Below are 15777 nucleotides of genomic sequence, written 5' to 3'. Positions count from 1 at the left end.
ATGACTCCTGTTCCGTGCCGAGCCGTCCGCCTCCCGCTGCGCCTGCATCCGCTGGTGCTGGCCCTGGCGGCGCTGCCGCTGCCGCTGTTCGCGCAGGAGGCGGCGCCCGCGCCCAGCGTGAACATCAATGAGTACATCGTGCGCGGCAATACCGTGCTCGATCCGCGCCAGATCGAACGCGCGGTCGAGCCCTTCCTCGGACCGGGAAAGACCCTGGCCGATGTCGAGAAGGCACGCGATGCGGTCAATGCGCTGTACCAGCAGGCGGGCTACCAGTCGGTCTACGTGGAGCTGCCCGAGCAGCAGGTCAGCGGCGGCGTGGTGCTGCTGAAGGTACAGCAGACACCGATTGGCCAGCTGCGGGTCGTGGGAACGAAGCACGAATCGCCCGAGCGCATCCGCGAACGCGTGCCGGCACTGGCGGAAGGCAAGGTGCCGGACTTCGACCAGGCGCAGAAGGAACTGACCGCACTGAATGAGGGCGGGCGTCGCCAGGTGATGCCGCTGGTGCGCGAAGGCCAGGTGCCGGGCACGATGGATGTGGACCTGCAGGTCGAAGAGAAGTCGCCGTGGCGTGCCAGCGCGTCACTCAACAACGATCACAGCGCAGACACCGAGAAGCTGCGGCTGAGTGCGTCGCTGGCCTACGACAACCTGTGGAAGCGGGGGCACAGCGCCAACATCGGCGTGTACCTGGCGCCGGAAGATACAAAGCAGGCCAAGGTGTTCTCGGCCTCGTACACGATGCCGTTCGAAGGCACGCCGTGGAGCCTGGAAGCCTCCGGCTACAAGTCCGACAGCCGCGTGCTGAACGCGGGCGGACAGGTCGGTACCGGCACCGGAACCAATGTGATCGGCAACGGCCATTCGATCGGTCTCAAGCTCAACTATCGACTGGCCGGCAGCAGCCAGTGGTGGCGCCAGCTCAGCCTCGGCGTGGACTTCAAGGACACCGAGGAAGACACGCAGATGGGCAAGGAGAGTCTGAAGACGCCGCTGAAGTACGCGCCGATCACCCTGGGGTTTGTCGGTGTGCGCCAGGGCGAGAAGGATCAGTTGAGTATCAACACGCAGCTGGTGGCCGGTACCCGTCGTCTGTTCGGCTATGGCAGTGATGCCATCGGGTTCGGGCAGAAGCGCTACTGGGCAGACCCCAGTTTCGTCGCGTTCAAGGCGGACGTCGCCAACACGCACACGTTCAGCAGCGACTGGCAGTGGTATGCACGCGGCTCGTTGCAGGTGACCGATGCGCCGCTGGTGTCGGCCGAGCAGTTCGCCGCCGGTGGCATGTACACCGTGCGCGGCTATCTGTCGGCCGAGGCGATCGGCGATTACGGCGGCCTGGCCAGCCTGGAATGGCGCACCCCGGCATGGTCGCCGTGGAGCGGCACCGACCTGCGTGTCTACAGCTTTGCCGACGCGGCCTACCTGCGCCTGCGCCAGCCGCTGCCCGAACAGCGCGACAAGTACAACCTGGCCGCGGTCGGCCTGGGCGCGCAGCTGCGCCTGGGTGAACACCTGCAACTGCGCCTGGACTACGCCTGGCCCTACGCCGATGGCCCGGTCACGCGCAAGGACGACCCACGCCTGCATTTCAACATCAGCACCAGTTACTGACCCTTCCCTTGAACATGCGTTCTCCGGAGACCCTTCGCATGGACCGTTTGCTTTCCCGAGTGTTGTTGCTGCTGGCCGCGCTGGTTGCGCTGCCGGCCGCTGCGGCCGATGCCAATTGGTGGCAGGCCGAATGGAAGTACCGCAAGCCGATCACCATCGACGCCGGCCCGCAGGGCGCGGGCCTGGCCGGTGATCCGGGTCGCACGCCGCTGCTGCTGCGCCTGCACACCGGCAACTTCGGCTTCGACGGCACCCAGGATGCGGGCAACGACCTGCGCTTTGTCTCGGGTGATGGCCGCACCGTGCTGGCCCACCAGATCGAACAGTTCGATCCCAAGCTGGGCCTGGCCCTGGTCTGGGTGGACGTGCCGGCGGTCAGCGCTGCGGCACCGCAGACGATCTGGATGTACTACGGCAATGAAAAGGCCCCCGCCAGCGGCAACGGCCAGCAGGTGTTCGATCCGGACTATACGCTGGTCTACCACTTCGCCGAGGCCAATGCGCCGGCACGCGACACCACCGCTTATGGCAACAATGCCGGTGCCGTGGTGCCGCCATCGGAAGGCTCGGTGATCGGCCGCGGCGTTCAGTTGGGTGCAGCCCCGCTGCCGCTGCCGGCCAGCGCATCGCTTGCGCAGGAGGCGGGCGCGCCGCTCACTGTTTCGGCCTGGATCAAGCCAGGCAGCAACAACGCTGCACAGGCGATCTACGCGCGTCGCGACGGTGCGTCCGAACTGGTGCTGGGCATCGAAAACCGGGTGCCGTTCGTGCAGCTCAATGGCCAGCGCAGCACGCCGGCGCAGCCGATTCCGGAAGGGCAGTGGGCGCATGTGGCGCTGACCGCAGAGAAGGGCGCACTGCAGTTGTACCTCAATGGCCGCGTGGTCGCCCAGCTGAGCGGCGAGCTGCCGGCGCTGACCACCGCGCCGGTGGTGGGCGCCGATGCGCCGGGCGCGGTGCAGCCGCTGGCCAGCTTCGAAGGCGCGCTGGATGAGCTGCGTATCTCGCGCGTGGCACGTCCGGCCGCGCTGCTGCTGGCCGATGCCACCGCGCAGGGCGCCGACTCGCGCCTGATCAGCTACGGCGCCGACGAGCAGTCCGCCGGGCAGAGCCACTTCGCCTTCATTCTCAAGGCGATGCCGTTCGACGCCTGGGTGGTGGTCGCCATCCTGGGCCTGATGATGCTGCTGTCGTGGGCGATCATGATCGCCAAGGGGCGGCACTTCGGCCGTACCAGCAAGGCCAATGCAGTGTTCACCGAGAGCTTCGGCAAGCTGTCGGGTGTGCCGCTGCGCACCCTGTCCGACATGGACCGCCAGGGAAAGGCACCCACCGCGATGCACGACGGTTCGCTGTGGCGCATCTACCAGGTGGCCATCGATGAAATGCAGCAGCGCCACCAGCGCGACGGCAATAGTGGTTATCTCAGTGGCGCCACCATTGCGGCGATCCGCGCCTCGATGGATGCGGTGATGGTGCGCGAGCAGGAAGCGATGGCGCGGCGGATGAACTGGCTGTCGACCACCATCGAAGGCGCGCCGTACGTGGGCCTGTTCGGTACCGTGATCGGCATCATGCTGGTGTTCGTGGTGGCGGCGATGGCTGGCGCGGTGGACATCAATTCGGTGGCGCCCGGCATGGCGGCGGCGCTGCTGTGTACCGCTGCCGGCCTCGGCGTCGCGATCCCGGCGCTGTTCGGCTACAACTACCTGGGCGCGCGTGCCGAAGCGATCGGCGCGGACATGGCGGTGTTCATCGACGAGTTCGCCGCACGCCTGGCCGAAGAGCAGGACGGGCGCGGCCCGGCCGCGGTCCAGGGCTGAGGGGCACGCCATGGGCCAGAAGGCGAAGTTCGGCATCAAGAAGCGCGAGAAGGGCATCAACGTGACGCCCTTCGTCGACGTGCTGCTGGTGGTGCTGGTGATCTTCATCCTGACCAGCAACGCCTCCATCCCCGGCATCGAGGTCAACCTGCCGAAGGCCAGCAACAGCGTCGCGCTGGAGAAGCCGAAGACCAAGGCGATCACTATCGACCCCAGTGGACAGGTGTTCCTGGATGCCTACCCGGTGACGATGGCCGAACTGGAAGACCGGCTGCGCACCGAGCGCGCGACCACGCCGGATTTCCCGGTGATCGTGCGCGGTGATGCGCAGGTTCAGTACGCCCGCGTGGTCGAGGTGCTGGACCTGCTGCGGCGGCTGGAGCTGGCCCAGGTCGGCCTGGTCACCGGCAAGGCGCAGGGCTGAGGCATGACGGCCCATCAACCCCCTCGGCCGGAGCCCGGCATGCGCGGCCGCCAGTTGCTGGTGACCGTCGCGCTGGTGCTGGCCGCGTTGCTGGTGCTCGGCATCGCCGTGTGGTGGATGCTGTTCAGGGACACTGCCAGTACCCGTCGGCCGGTGGTGCAGCCGCCGATGCTGGCGCTGCCGCCGCCCCCTCCGCCGCCGCCGCCACCGCCGGAAAAGCCGCCGGAACCCGAAACGCCGCCGGAAGAGACCATTCCCGAGCCGGAGCCGCTGGATCAGCCGACGCCGGCCGAAGAGCCGACCCCGACTCCGGACAATGCCGACCCGGTAACGATGAATGCCGATGCGCAGGCCGGTGGTGACAACTTCGGTATCCAGTCCGGCAGTGGCGGCGGTTCGTCCGGCGTTGGCCGTGGTGGCGCCGGCAACGCTACCTACGGCCGCTACCTGGGCTACCTGATGCAGCAGGCGATCTCGCGCGATGACAAGGTCAAGCGCCTGGCGTTCCAGCTGCAGGTGAATGTGTGGCTGGCCAACGATGGCCGCCTGGAAAAGGTCGAGCTGGTGCGCGGCAGTGGCAACGAGGAGGCCGACGCGGCCGTGCTCGATGCGCTGCGACGCATCGGCAAGGTCGACCAGGCACCGCCGCCGTCGCTCGATTTCCCCGCCCGCGTGCTGATCCAGGGCCGCCGGCCCGGGGCCTGATTCCCGACCTCCGTGATTTCCCTTCTTTCGATGAGAACCGTGATGAACGACCACGTCCGCGCACGAACCGACTCCCGCCGCCTGCGGCCGGCCCGACGGGCGCTGCTGTGCTGCGCCGTGCTGCTCAGCCTGGCCGCCCCGGCCGGTGCGATGGCCGCCGAAACCACCATGGTCAAGCTGATCAAGGGCCTGATCGCCAGCGGTGCGCTGAAGCCCGAAGACGGCCAGGCATTGCTGGTGCAGGCCGAGGCCGAAGCAGCGGCCGCCCAGCGCGGTACAGTCGCCGCGCCCTCGGCCGCCAGTGGTGGCGTGGCCCTGGAGGCCGGTGACGTGCGCGTGCCCTACGTGCCGCAGAGCGTGCGCGACGGCATCCGTGATGAGGTGCGCCAGGACGTGATGGCGCAGGCGAAATCGGAGGGCTGGGCGGCACCCAACGAAGTGGCCGAGTGGACCAAGCGCATCAAGGTCACCGGTGACATGCGTGTGCGCAGCGAGTCGCGCTTCTACTCCGAGCGCAACAGCGACATCGTGAGCAACTGGTCGTCGATCAATTCCGGCAACGGCTTCGACACCAACACCAACACCAACCTGCAGCTGCCGCCGCTGCTGAACACCCGCCAGGACCGCCGCAACCTGTGGCGCATCCGCGCCCGCCTGGGCATCGAGGCGACCATCGGTCAGCACACCACGGCCGGCGTGCGCCTGGCTAGCGGCAGCAACAATGGCCCGGTGTCGACCACCGAGCAGCTGGGTGGCGGCCTGAGCAAGAAGGACGTGTGGCTGGACCAGGCCTGGCTGGCCTACAGCCCGGCGGACTGGGTGACCGTGCGCGGTGGCCGCTTCGGCAATCCGTTCTGGACCAGTGACACGCTGTTCTCCAACGACCTCAACTTCGATGGCCTGGCCGCCAACCTGAAGTACGACTTCAACGGGGGGGATCTCGATCTGTTCGGCAACCTCGCGGTGGTGCCGCTGGAGTACACCTCCGACAGCTCGCCCAGCCAGAGCCGGGTCAAGACCCCGAATGAGAACAAGTGGCTGTCCGGTGCGCAGGTAGGTGTGAACTGGCGCTTCAATGACGAGAATACGTTGCGCGCTGCATTGGGCTACTACGACTTCAAGAACATCAGCGGCCGCCTGTCCTCACCGTGCGCCCTGTACGCGGGTGCGGTGGGCTGTGACACCGACTGGTCGCGCCCGGCGTTCATGCAGAAGGGCAACACCCTGATGCTGATCCGCGACATCGCGCGCAATCCGCTGGACCCGGCCAACACGCCGACCCCGCAGTATGTCGGCCTGGCCTCGGCCTTCCGCCTGGCTACCTTGAACCTGCGTTGGGACACGCAGCTGGCACAGGGCGTCGGTCTGCGCCTGGACGGCGATTACATCCGCAACCTGGCCTACGACAAGCAGGCCATGTTCAGCCGCGCCCAGAACGGCATCGTCAACAACTACGGCGCCGGCGATACTGTCGGCATCGATACCTTCCGTAGCGGCGACACCGCGTGGATGGTGCAGGCCACCTTCGGTGCCACCGAGCTGAAGGAGAAGGGTCAGTGGCAGGCGCTGCTGGGCTACAAGCACATCGAGGCCGATGCGCTGCCCGACGCCTACAACGATCCGAACTTCCACCTGGGCGGCACCAACGCCCGCGGCTACTACGTGGGCGGCGCCTACGCGCTGGATGCACGCAGCTGGATCAGCGGCAAGTGGATGGCGGCCAAGGAAGTGTCCGGCGCGCCGCTGTCGATCGACGTGTTCCAGCTGGAGTTCAATACCGGCTTCTGAGTGGCGGCGTGATGCGGATCACGTAGTGCGTGGCGGGGGCGCAGCGATGCGCCCGTCTAAGGAAAGGAGACCACGCGTTGTTCAAAAGGAGGAGTGGATGAGCCGTCGCAAGCTGTTCGAGAGTCCCGAACCGTCCAGCCAGATGCTGGGTGTTGGGCCGGCCTATGTTTCCGTCGAGGGCCTGCGCCAGCACCTGGCCGAGTTCCTGCTGTATGCAGGCCGGCCGGTGGTGATCATGCGCGGGCGCAGCGAGGTGGGCTATTTCCTGCCGGCGCGCTGCTGGCGCCAGCGTGACGATGATCCGCTGGCCGCCGCTGCCGCCGACCAGCTGCTGGATGCGGCCGGTTTCCAGGCCGAAGACATCCAGCAGGTGGAGCAGGAATTCAACGCGATGCGCCAGCGCACCGTGCTGCATTCACGGCGCTGAGCTTTCGCCTCTACAGTAGATCCACGCCATGCGTGGATGGGATTACGCTGCAGCCCCACGCTCACTGGTGATGCGCGCACCCTCGCGCATCACCAGGGTCACCGGGGTCTTTTCCACCACCTCCAGCAACCGCTGCCACTGCGCATCGCTCAGCTCGGCGCTGGCATGCAGCACGCGGTGCACATGGAAGCGACCATCCGCGTCACGTTCCGAACGCAGCTCGGCATGGAACTCGCCCAGTTCCCACCCCTTGCGCTGCGCGTACATGCGCAGGGTGATGGCGGTGCACGCCGCCAGCGAGGCCAGGTACAGGTCGAACGGTGCGAAGCCCTTGCCCTGGCCGCCCAGTGAGGCGGGCTCGTCCGCATCCACGGCGAATGTGCCATTGCTGATGTGGTGCAGGTAGTTGTCGGCGGTTGAAACAATGCGTGCGTAGGCCATCACGTTCTCCATCTGTCTGTGGCGTCGAGCCATGTTCGACTGCTCCAAAAGGCGGCGCCGGCCAGGACCGGCGCCGCCATCCAATCACGCGGTACGATCGTACGAGAACTGGATGCCTGCCGTACCACCGGTTTCAATGAAGAGGTTCATGAAGGCCGGCACCGTTTCCGAACGGGCCCAGTCGCGCTGCAGCTCGCAGAACAGCTGTGGCACGCTGATCAGCTGGCCACCGGCCTGTTCGATGCGGCGCAGCGCCGCATCGTGCGCGGCCAGCGAGGTGCCGCCGACGGCGTCGACCACCACATACACCTCATAGCCTTCCTTCAACGCATCCAGGGCCGGGAAAGTCAGGCACGCCTCGGTCCACAGCGCGGTCATGATCAGCTTGCGGCGGCCGGTGGCTTCCACCGCCTTGCGGAACTCGACGTCCTCCCAGGAGTTGATGGTGGTGCGGTCGTAGGTGGGGTAGTCACCCAGCACCTTGCGCAGCTGCGGAATCGGCGGCTTGTTCAGGCCGGTCTTGACGTTCACCGTCGAATGCACGATCGGCAAACCATAGGCGACGGCGGCTTTGGCGGTGCCGACGATGTTGTTGACCAGCAGCTGGCGGTCCATCGAGGCGATGGAGTTCACCTGCACCGGCTGGTAGTCGATGATGATGAAGGCGGAATTCTGTGGGGTCAGCAGATGATCGCTGGCCGGGTCGCGGATCGGTTCACTGGACATGGTGGGTCTCCGGTTGAGAGGCGTGCCGACAGCGGGCCGGCACCCCGGGCGTAGGTCAGCTGCGCTGCGAATCCAGCTGTTCGTGGTTCTTCTGCGCGTCCTGCGCCTTCAGGTAGCTTTCGATCAGCAGCTGGTAGTTCGGGAAGATCTTCGTGTAGACCTCGGCCCACTGCTGGGCATCGTCGCGGTTCCAGGTGCGCTGGATCTCCGAGGCCACCGCGGCGGTGTCCATCGGCACCACGCCGGCCTGCACCACGCGGGCCAGGGTGATCTCCTCGGCCATCTTCGAGTAGGTGCCAGACGCGTCGATGACCGCGAACACCTGGTAGCCATCGGCAACGGCGGCGATCGACGGGAAGGCCATGCACACGCTGGTGATGGTGCCGGCAATGATCAGCTGCTTGCGGCCGGTGGCCTTCACCGCGGCAACGAATTCCGGGTTGTCCCAGGCGTTGATCTCACCCTTGCGTGCCACGTACTGGGCATGCGGGGCCGCGTCGTGGATCTCCGGGATCAGCGGGCCGTTCGGGCCCTGCGGAACAGAGGCGGTGGTGATCACTGGCATCTTTGCCAGCGTGGCCATCTTCGCCAGCGCGGTGGCGTGGGCGCGCACGCTGGTGAACGGCATGTCACCGATGGTCTGGAACAGGCCGCTCTGATGGTCGATCAGCAGCATCGCAGCGTTGTCCGGATCGATCACCGGGCGGGCACCGTTGAAGTTGGCGGGGGTACTCATGGTCAGTCTCCTGGAGAAGGTGGGCGATGGCCCGGAAGGTGCGGCGGGCCAATGCCCGCCGCATTGAAACGATCAGTGCGCGATCTGGCCGAAGCGGCCGCTGTTGAAGTCGTTGACCGCCTGCGCGATCTCGGCCTGGCTGTTCATCACGAACGGGCCATAGCCCACCACCGGCTCGTCGATCGGTTCACCGCTGAGCAGCAGCACGGTGGCGTCGCTGTCGGCGTCGACGAACACGTCCTCGCCGCTGCGGTCGAAGGTGACCAGCTGTGCCTCGCCGACCGGCTGGCCGCCGTTGATCCGCACCGTGCCCTTCAGCACCACCAGCGCCAGCGTGCGGCCATCGGCCACCGGCAGTTCGGCGTGGTGGCCCTGCCGCAGGCGGATGTCCCAGACATCCATCGGCGTGTGGGTGCGGGCCGGGCCGGCATGACCGTCGAAGCGGCCTGCGATGACACGCACCCGGCCGGCGCCTTCAGGCAGTTCAACCGAGGGGATCTGTGCGTCGAGCAGGGTCTGGTAGCCCGGTGCACCCATCTTGTCCTGCGCCGGCAGGTTCACCCACAGCTGCACCATGTCCAGCGTGCCGCCGCGCTTGCTGAACTCCGGTGTGTGGAACTCCTCGTGGAGGATGCCGGAGGCCGCGGTCATCCACTGCACGTCACCCGGGCCGATGGTGCCGCCGGCGCCGGTTGAATCGCGGTGGGCGACCTCGCCCTCATAGACGATGGTGACGGTCTCGAAACCGCGATGCGGATGCTGGCCGACCCCGCGCGGGGTATCGCTGGGGGCGAAGGTATAAGGGCCGGCGTAGTCCAGCAGCAGGAACGGGCTCAGGTGCTGGCCGTGGGTGTTGTAGGAAAACATCGAGCGGGCGGGGAATCCGTCGCCCACCCAGTGCGGGCGCGGGGCGCTGTAGGTACCGGTGACACGCTTCATGGCGATCTCCTGGCCGGGGCTGCCGGCCGCTGTTCTTCGTTGCAGGAGACGATATCGCCGCGACAATTGGGCCGGTAGACGCCAATATTTGCCGTCATAGTCCTATCTGGTGAACAATGGGTGCGCGCCTTGCGCCACAGGAGATCGCCCCGTGTTCATCGCTGATATCCGCCGTTGCGACCTCAACGACCTGTTCTACTTCGCCATGGTGGTCGAGCACGGCGGCTTCTCGCAGGCCGGTCGGGCGCTGGCCATGCCGAAGTCGAAACTGAGCCGGCGCATCGCGCTGCTGGAGGAACGGTTGGGCGTGCGCCTGATCCAGCGCTCGACCCGGCGTTTCTCGGTCACCGAGTTCGGCCAGGACTACTACCGCCACTGCAAGGCGATGCTGGTCGAAGCCGAAGCAGCCGAAGAAGCGATTGCGATGTCGCGCGCCGAGCCGCGCGGCACGATCCGCCTGGCGTGCCCGATCGCGATCCTGCACGCGCGCATCGGCCCGATGCTGGCCGACTTCCTGGCCCAGCACCCGCAGGTGACGGTGCAGCTGGACGCCACCAACCGGCGCGTCGACGTGGTGGGCGAGGGTGTGGACGTGGCGATTCGGGTGCGGCCGCCGCCACTGGAGGACAGCGACCTGGTGGTACGCGTGCTGGCGCGTCGCGTCTGGTGTACCAGTGCCAGTCCGGCGCTGCTGCAGCGGCTGGGCACGCCGCAGGTGCCGGCCGACCTGGCGATGATGCCGACCGTCGATCTGGCATCGCCCAGCCAGCAGCATGTATGGGAATACACCGGGCCGGGCGACGTGCTGGCCAGCGTGCATCATCGCCCGCGGCTGGTCAGCGATGACATGATTGCGTTGCGCACCGCTGCGGTGGCCGGGGTGGGGTTGCTGATGCTGCCGCGGATGATGATCAGTGACGAACTGGCCAGTGGCGCGCTGGTGCCGGTGCTGCCGGAGTGGGTGCCCAAGCACGGCATCGTGCACGCGGTGTTCCCGTCGCGACGCGGCCTGTTGCCGGCGGTGCGTGCACTGATCGATTACCTCGCCGAACGCTTCGAGGCGCTGGAGGAACCCTAGCTCTTCCATCCACGCATGGCGTGGATCTACTGGATCCGCCACCGCCTGGTAGATCCACGCCATGCGTGGATGATCCTGGTGCCGCGCGACGGGCCTTCGCTTGCCGCCTGCGGCCGTGCAGCCCACAATCCACGTCCGGACCGTCGCCATCACGCCCATCATTCCCCGGTCCGGCCTTGGCACCTATGTCTCCCAATGCCCTGGCGCTGGTCGAGCTGCTGATCCGCGAGCGCCGTGCGTTGTCTCGCTTCATCGCGCGCTATCTCGACCCGGCCAGTACCGAGGACACCCTGCAGAACCTGTACCTGAAGGCCAGCAGCGTGCCCGGCGACCCGCCCATCCTGGAACCGCGCGGCTATCTGTACCGGATGGCCTACCATCACGCGCTCAACCGCAGCCAGTCCGACGCCCGCGAGCGGCGTGGGATGGCCGAGTACGCCCTCGACATGGCCGAGGCCAGCCGCGATGGCGAGGCGCAGGCGCTGGACCAGGCACAACTGCGCGAGATCACCCGGACCATCCTCGCGCTGCCGGCGCAGGTGCGTGAGTGCTTCGTGCTCAACCGCTACCTGGGCCTGAGTGAGCGCGAAATCGCCGCCCGGCTGGGTATTTCCAAGAGCCTGGTGGGCAAGCATGTGCTGCGCGCGGCGCTGTTGATCCAGCAGCACCAGCAGGGAATGCATCGATGAGCGGCGATTGCCGTGGGCAGATCGCGCCCGCCGTTGTCACAACAGGAAGGCGCACCCGTTCGTGGTGCGGCAGGCCACAACCATGACCACGTCCGAACCCTCGCCGCGTCAGGCCAGGCAGGCGTTGCGCTGGGTGATCCAGTGCAGTGCAGGCCCGCTGCCGGAACGCCAGCAACGAACCCTGCAGCGCTGGCTGCAGGCCGACCCTCGCCATGCGCTGGCCTGGCGCCAGCAGCAGGCCTTCTGGCAAGGGTTGGATGCCGCCGGGCCCGACGTGCTGGCCGCGCTGCCCGGGTTGACGGCTGATCGCCAAGGGTTGCGCCCGATCGCGCCTCAGCGCCGCCTGCCGTGGCTGCTGGCCAGCGCAGCTGCGGTGGTGCTGATGGTTGCCGCTGCGCCGCACGCGCTGCTGCTGGCACGCAGTGACCTGCGCAGCAGCGATGCACCGCGCGTGGTGCAACTGGAGGACGGCAGCACCGCCGTACTCGACGCCGGTACCGCACTGGCGGTTGAGTTCGATGGCCAGCGGCGGCACCTGCGCCTGCTGCGCGGGCAGGCCTGGTTCCAGGTAGCACACGAGGCGCGCCCGTTCCAGGTCGAGGCGGCGGGCGGCCAGGTGCGTGACATCGGCACCGCCTTCAGCGTGTCGATGCAGGACACCACGGTCGTGACCCAGGTCAGTGAGGGCGTAGTGGATGTGCGCCCTGGCGATGGCAGCGTACAGCGCCTGCATGCCGGGCAGGCACGGGTGTTCCGTGACGGTCGCTGGCTGCAGCCGCTGCGGCAGGCCGATCCGGATGCCGTGGCGCCGTGGCGTCGGGGCGAGGTGGTGATCGACGATCAGCCAGCCGCGCAGGCCATCGCCGATCTGGCGCGCTACCGCCGTGCTCCGGTCTGGGTACTGGGCGGGCAGGGCGCAAGCGTACGGGTCAGTGGCCTGTTCCACCTGCAGCAACCGGAGACGGCCATCGATGCGGTGGCCGCGCAGGCAGGACTGCGCGTGCAGCGCTTGCCCGGCGGCGCGCTGGTGCTGTGGTGAGGTGCCTGCGGCGCAGCGCACGGCCCGCCAGATGAAAAAAACATGAAAGAACCGTGGGCAACTGCAGTGCCCCGGTGTCTATAGAGGTATAGCCAGAGCGAAACACCGTTTCTCCTCAAGCCAGACACGCCACCGGCACCGGATGTGCCCGTGGTCCCGCCACGCTTGAGGAGTTCCCGTCCATGCCGTCCACGGCATCCGCCTGTCATCGTCGCGCCACCGCTCTGGCCCTGGCTGTTTCCACCGCATTGCTGCCGCTGGCCTGGGTGCCGGCCGTGCAGGCGCAGCCGGCGATCGTCGCGCCGGTGCGCCAGTACACCATTCCGGAGCAGCCGCTGGCTGATGCCGTACGCGCTTTTGGCCGCCAGGCCGATGTGCAGGTGGTGTTCCGCAGCGACCTGGTGGACGGCCGCCGCTCCAGCGCAGTGAAGGGTGAGTACAGCCAGATGCAGGCGCTGCAGCAGCTGTTGCGCGGCAGCGGCGTGCGTGCACAGCGCGGCATGGACGGTACCTGGAGCCTGCGGGCCGCAGCGGAGGCGGGTGAAGGGGAAGGGGTGCGGGTGACCGAAACACTGGACGTGGCCGGTCGCCTTCAGTCGGAAGGGGGTGAGGCCCGCGATCGGCGTGGCTACGACGATGTGTTCGCGCTGGACATGACCACGGCGTATTCGGGGCGCGACCGGGTGGAGCGTTACCGAGGCTCCAATCCGGCCGACGTGGTCAAGGATCTGGTCGGCGTGTTCAGTGGCGATGCGCGCAACAGTGGCGCGCTGGACGTCAACATCCGTGGCATCCAGGGGCCCGGGCGGGTGCCGGTCAGCATCGACGGCGGCGAACAGGCGCTCACGGTCTGGCGTGGCTACAACGGCGTCAGCAACCGCAACTACATCGATCCCAACCTGATTGGTGGCATCCAGGTCATCAAGGGGCCAGGGCTGGTGCGCGATGTGCACAGCGGGATCGGTGGCGCGCTGGTGATCAAGACCATCGACGTCGATGACATCGTCGCTGCCGGCGAGCGCTTCGGCGGGGAGCTGAAGATCGAAGGCAGCAGCAATGCGGTGGCACCGCGCCTGCCGCGGCTGCACACCGGCGAGGACTACCGCACCGTGCTGGGTTTCCCGCAGGGCTCGCCGAACTCACCCTACGACGACCGCACCCTGGTGGTGCCGGTGAAGTCGCGCAGTGGCAACAATCCCTTCGATGGCGAGGACCAGGCCTGGCGCCTGGCGCTGGGCGTGCGTGGCGACAACGTCGACCTGATGGCCGCCTACGCCTGGCGCAAGCGCGGCAACTACTTCTCCGGGACCCAGGGCAGCGCCTACTACGAACAGGACCAGCGCGAGCAGTTCGAGTACCAGGGCATCGACTACATCACCACGCTGGCGCGCTACTTCAAGCCCGGCGATGAAGTGCCCAATACCTCCAGCGAACAGGATTCCTGGCTGGTCAAAGGCAGCTGGCAGATCAACGATGACCAGCAGTTGAAGGCGACCTGGCGGCGCACGCTGTCGCACTACGGCGAGATCATGCCGTCTCGCATCCTGTCGGCCCCCGACTACGGCCGCATCCAGTGGCCGCTCAGCCGGGTCGATTCGGATGCGTGGAACCTGGAATACCGTTTCCAGCCCGCCGGCAGTCGTTGGCTGGACCTGTACGCCAACCTGTGGCGCACGGAAACGGAAAGCGATACCTACAGCGCTGGCGGCTTCCCGAACTTCGCAGTGGGTAATCCGGCATGGAATCCGGACGCCAGCCCGATCCTGCGCAATACCGCGCTGGCCAACGCGCGCAATGACCGCACCGGCCTGATCCTGAGCAACCGCTTCGCGCTGCATTCGACCCTGGACCTGACCGTGGGCGGCAACTGGCAGTACGAGAAGCTGGGGTCCCGCGATCCGTACTTCGGCACCACCGATGGCTGGCGCATGTTCCCGCGTGCCGGGCGCCGCCAGGAGGGTGAAGGCTACCTGACCCTGGAGTGGCGGCCGGTCGAATTCCTCACCCTCAATGCAGGCGTGCGCTACAGCCGCTACTGGGCCTTCGATGATTTCCTCGAGGCGCACCCCGAGCTGCTGACCAAGGGCGTAGGTGGCAAGGAAGCGCAGTACACCGTGAACGAATTGCCGCCCCGTCCCGCCAATCTGCAGGCCCGCATCGACGCGTTGGAAGCACGCCGCGCCGTATGGGAAAAGCGCGGCATGGGCTGGTTCATCGACGACAGCATCCGTGCGTTGCTGGCACCGTACGAGACGCCGCGTCCGGTCCGGTACACGCGGCCCTGGCTGCCCGATGCCGATGGCAACTACACCCGCGCCGGCAATCCCTGCCTCAATGGCGAAGTGGCGGCCATTCCCGGCGTGCAGCCGGTGTTCGCCGGCAGCGACCAGGTCTGCAACATCGGCAACAGCGTACAGTCGCAGCCGGTCGATGGACGCAACAGCCGCCGCCGCGACCATGCCTGGCTGCCGACCTTCTCGGCCACTGCACACCTGTCCCCGGCCGCCCGTGCCTACGTGCGTTACAGCGAAGCGGTGCGCTTCCCGAGCATGTTCGAAAGCACCATCGCCTTCTCCGGCAGCCTCAATCCGCTGCATGCGCTCAAGCCCGAGCACGCCTACAACTACGAGGTGGGCTACGTGCACAACCTGTCGGCCCTGTTCGGCAACACCGCCGATGCCGACGTCAAGCTGGCGTACTACGTGCACAAGACCCGTGACGTGATCGAACGCGATGGCAACTTCCTGTTCGACAACATCGACAAGCAGACCATCCGTGGTATCGAACTGCAGGCCCGCTTCGACAACCGGCGCTTCTTCACCGATCTTGGCATCACCCGCACGCTGGAAAACGAGGTGTGTGACGAGAGCACGGCGGTGCTCCTGGACGCGAACCGCGGCCTGGTTCCGAACTGCGTGCAGGATGGTTTCGTCGGTGGCTACCTGCTGACCCAGGCCATTCCAAAGCTGTCGATCAACGGGTCGCTGGGCACGCGCCTGTTCGATGAGCGCCTGGAGCTGGGCAGCCGCATCGTGCACTACCAGCGGCACGAGAACCCTGACCTGCAGGCCTACCGTGACCGCCTGCTGAGCGGGGGCAGCGGCCTGCTCTGGCAGAACGTGCCGTTCACCTGGGGAAACATCACCACCGTCGATGCCTATGCGCGCTGGCGCTTCAACGAGCATGCCAGCGTCGAACTGGTCGGCAGCAACCTCGGCAACCGCTACTACGTCGATCCAGCCACGCGGTCCACGCTGCCAGCCCCGGGTCGCACCCTGAAGCTCGGCGTCACCGCGCGCTTCTGATCTCCCACCTTCAAGCGTTGTACCCGTAGTTCCCTCAACC

General features: G+C 67.1%; 14 protein-coding genes. 10 read left to right on the top strand and 4 right to left on the bottom strand.

Annotated features, from left to right (window positions below):
• The 6 genes from AC5P9L_RS18485 (at position 1) to AC5P9L_RS18460 (ending at position 6784) form a co-directional block, all read left to right on the top strand.
• Positions 1–1617 carry a ShlB/FhaC/HecB family hemolysin secretion/activation protein gene (locus tag AC5P9L_RS18485; protein ID WP_227415373.1) on the top strand — a complete coding sequence of 539 codons (1617 nt, stop codon included), beginning with the start codon at positions 1–3 and terminating at the stop codon, positions 1615–1617.
• A 38-nt stretch (positions 1618–1655) separates the two neighbouring features.
• The gene (locus AC5P9L_RS18480) at positions 1656–3440 is read left to right on the top strand and encodes a DUF2341 domain-containing protein (RefSeq protein WP_005413634.1); all 1785 of its coding nucleotides are present in this window, start codon (positions 1656–1658) and stop codon (positions 3438–3440) included.
• Positions 3441–3450: 10 nt separating this feature from the next.
• On the top strand, positions 3451–3864 hold the full coding sequence (locus AC5P9L_RS18475) for an ExbD/TolR family protein (RefSeq protein ID WP_005409874.1): 414 nt from the start codon (positions 3451–3453) through the stop codon (positions 3862–3864).
• Positions 3865–3903: 39 nt separating this feature from the next.
• The gene (gene tolA / locus AC5P9L_RS18470; protein WP_005409873.1) at positions 3904–4569 is read left to right on the top strand and encodes a cell envelope integrity protein TolA; all 666 of its coding nucleotides are present in this window, start codon (positions 3904–3906) and stop codon (positions 4567–4569) included.
• Positions 4570–4611: 42 nt separating this feature from the next.
• Positions 4612–6357 carry a putative porin gene (locus AC5P9L_RS18465; protein WP_262101585.1) on the top strand — a complete coding sequence of 582 codons (1746 nt, stop codon included), beginning with the start codon at positions 4612–4614 and terminating at the stop codon, positions 6355–6357.
• Between the two features lie 97 nt (positions 6358–6454).
• On the top strand, positions 6455–6784 hold the full coding sequence (locus AC5P9L_RS18460; protein WP_005409871.1) for a hypothetical protein: 330 nt from the start codon (positions 6455–6457) through the stop codon (positions 6782–6784).
• Positions 6785–6826: 42 nt separating this feature from the next.
• Here AC5P9L_RS18460 and AC5P9L_RS18455 read toward each other — a convergent pair whose 3' ends face one another.
• The 4 genes from AC5P9L_RS18455 to AC5P9L_RS18440 all read right to left on the bottom strand — a co-directional run bounded on the left by AC5P9L_RS18455 (position 6827) and on the right by AC5P9L_RS18440 (position 9626).
• A complete protein-coding gene (locus tag AC5P9L_RS18455) occupies positions 6827–7225 on the bottom strand; it encodes an OsmC family protein (RefSeq protein WP_005413631.1) in 399 nt (132 codons plus the stop codon).
• Between the two features lie 84 nt (positions 7226–7309).
• Positions 7310–7951, bottom strand: a complete 642-nt coding sequence (locus AC5P9L_RS18450; RefSeq protein ID WP_227415375.1) for a hydrolase — start codon at positions 7949–7951, stop codon at positions 7310–7312.
• Positions 7952–8006: 55 nt separating this feature from the next.
• Positions 8007–8687 (bottom strand): hydrolase, encoded by a 681-nt coding sequence (locus tag AC5P9L_RS18445; protein ID WP_227415376.1) that lies wholly within the window; start codon positions 8685–8687, stop codon positions 8007–8009.
• Positions 8688–8759: 72 nt separating this feature from the next.
• Positions 8760–9626: a pirin family protein gene (locus tag AC5P9L_RS18440; protein ID WP_005409867.1), complete on the bottom strand. Its 867-nt coding sequence runs from the start codon at positions 9624–9626 to the stop codon at positions 8760–8762.
• Positions 9627–9777: 151 nt separating this feature from the next.
• Here AC5P9L_RS18440 and AC5P9L_RS18435 point away from each other — a divergent pair, with 151 nt between their 5' ends.
• The 4 genes from AC5P9L_RS18435 (at position 9778) to AC5P9L_RS18420 (ending at position 15737) form a co-directional block, all read left to right on the top strand.
• Positions 9778–10704 carry a LysR family transcriptional regulator gene (locus tag AC5P9L_RS18435; protein ID WP_495230687.1) on the top strand — a complete coding sequence of 309 codons (927 nt, stop codon included), beginning with the start codon at positions 9778–9780 and terminating at the stop codon, positions 10702–10704.
• 185 nt (positions 10705–10889) lie between these two features.
• A complete protein-coding gene (locus tag AC5P9L_RS18430; protein WP_043033323.1) occupies positions 10890–11393 on the top strand; it encodes an RNA polymerase sigma factor in 504 nt (167 codons plus the stop codon).
• 82 nt (positions 11394–11475) lie between these two features.
• A complete protein-coding gene (locus AC5P9L_RS18425; RefSeq protein ID WP_060380434.1) occupies positions 11476–12432 on the top strand; it encodes a FecR family protein in 957 nt (318 codons plus the stop codon).
• 182 nt (positions 12433–12614) lie between these two features.
• On the top strand, positions 12615–15737 hold the full coding sequence (locus tag AC5P9L_RS18420; RefSeq protein ID WP_111193254.1) for a TonB-dependent receptor: 3123 nt from the start codon (positions 12615–12617) through the stop codon (positions 15735–15737).
• Positions 15738–15777: the final 40 nt, after the last annotated feature.

The organism is Stenotrophomonas sp. YJH_SMC_64 (genome assembly GCF_059371375.1).
Note: the sequence above shows the minus strand (reverse complement) of the source record. Positions and strands in the feature narration are given on the sequence as shown.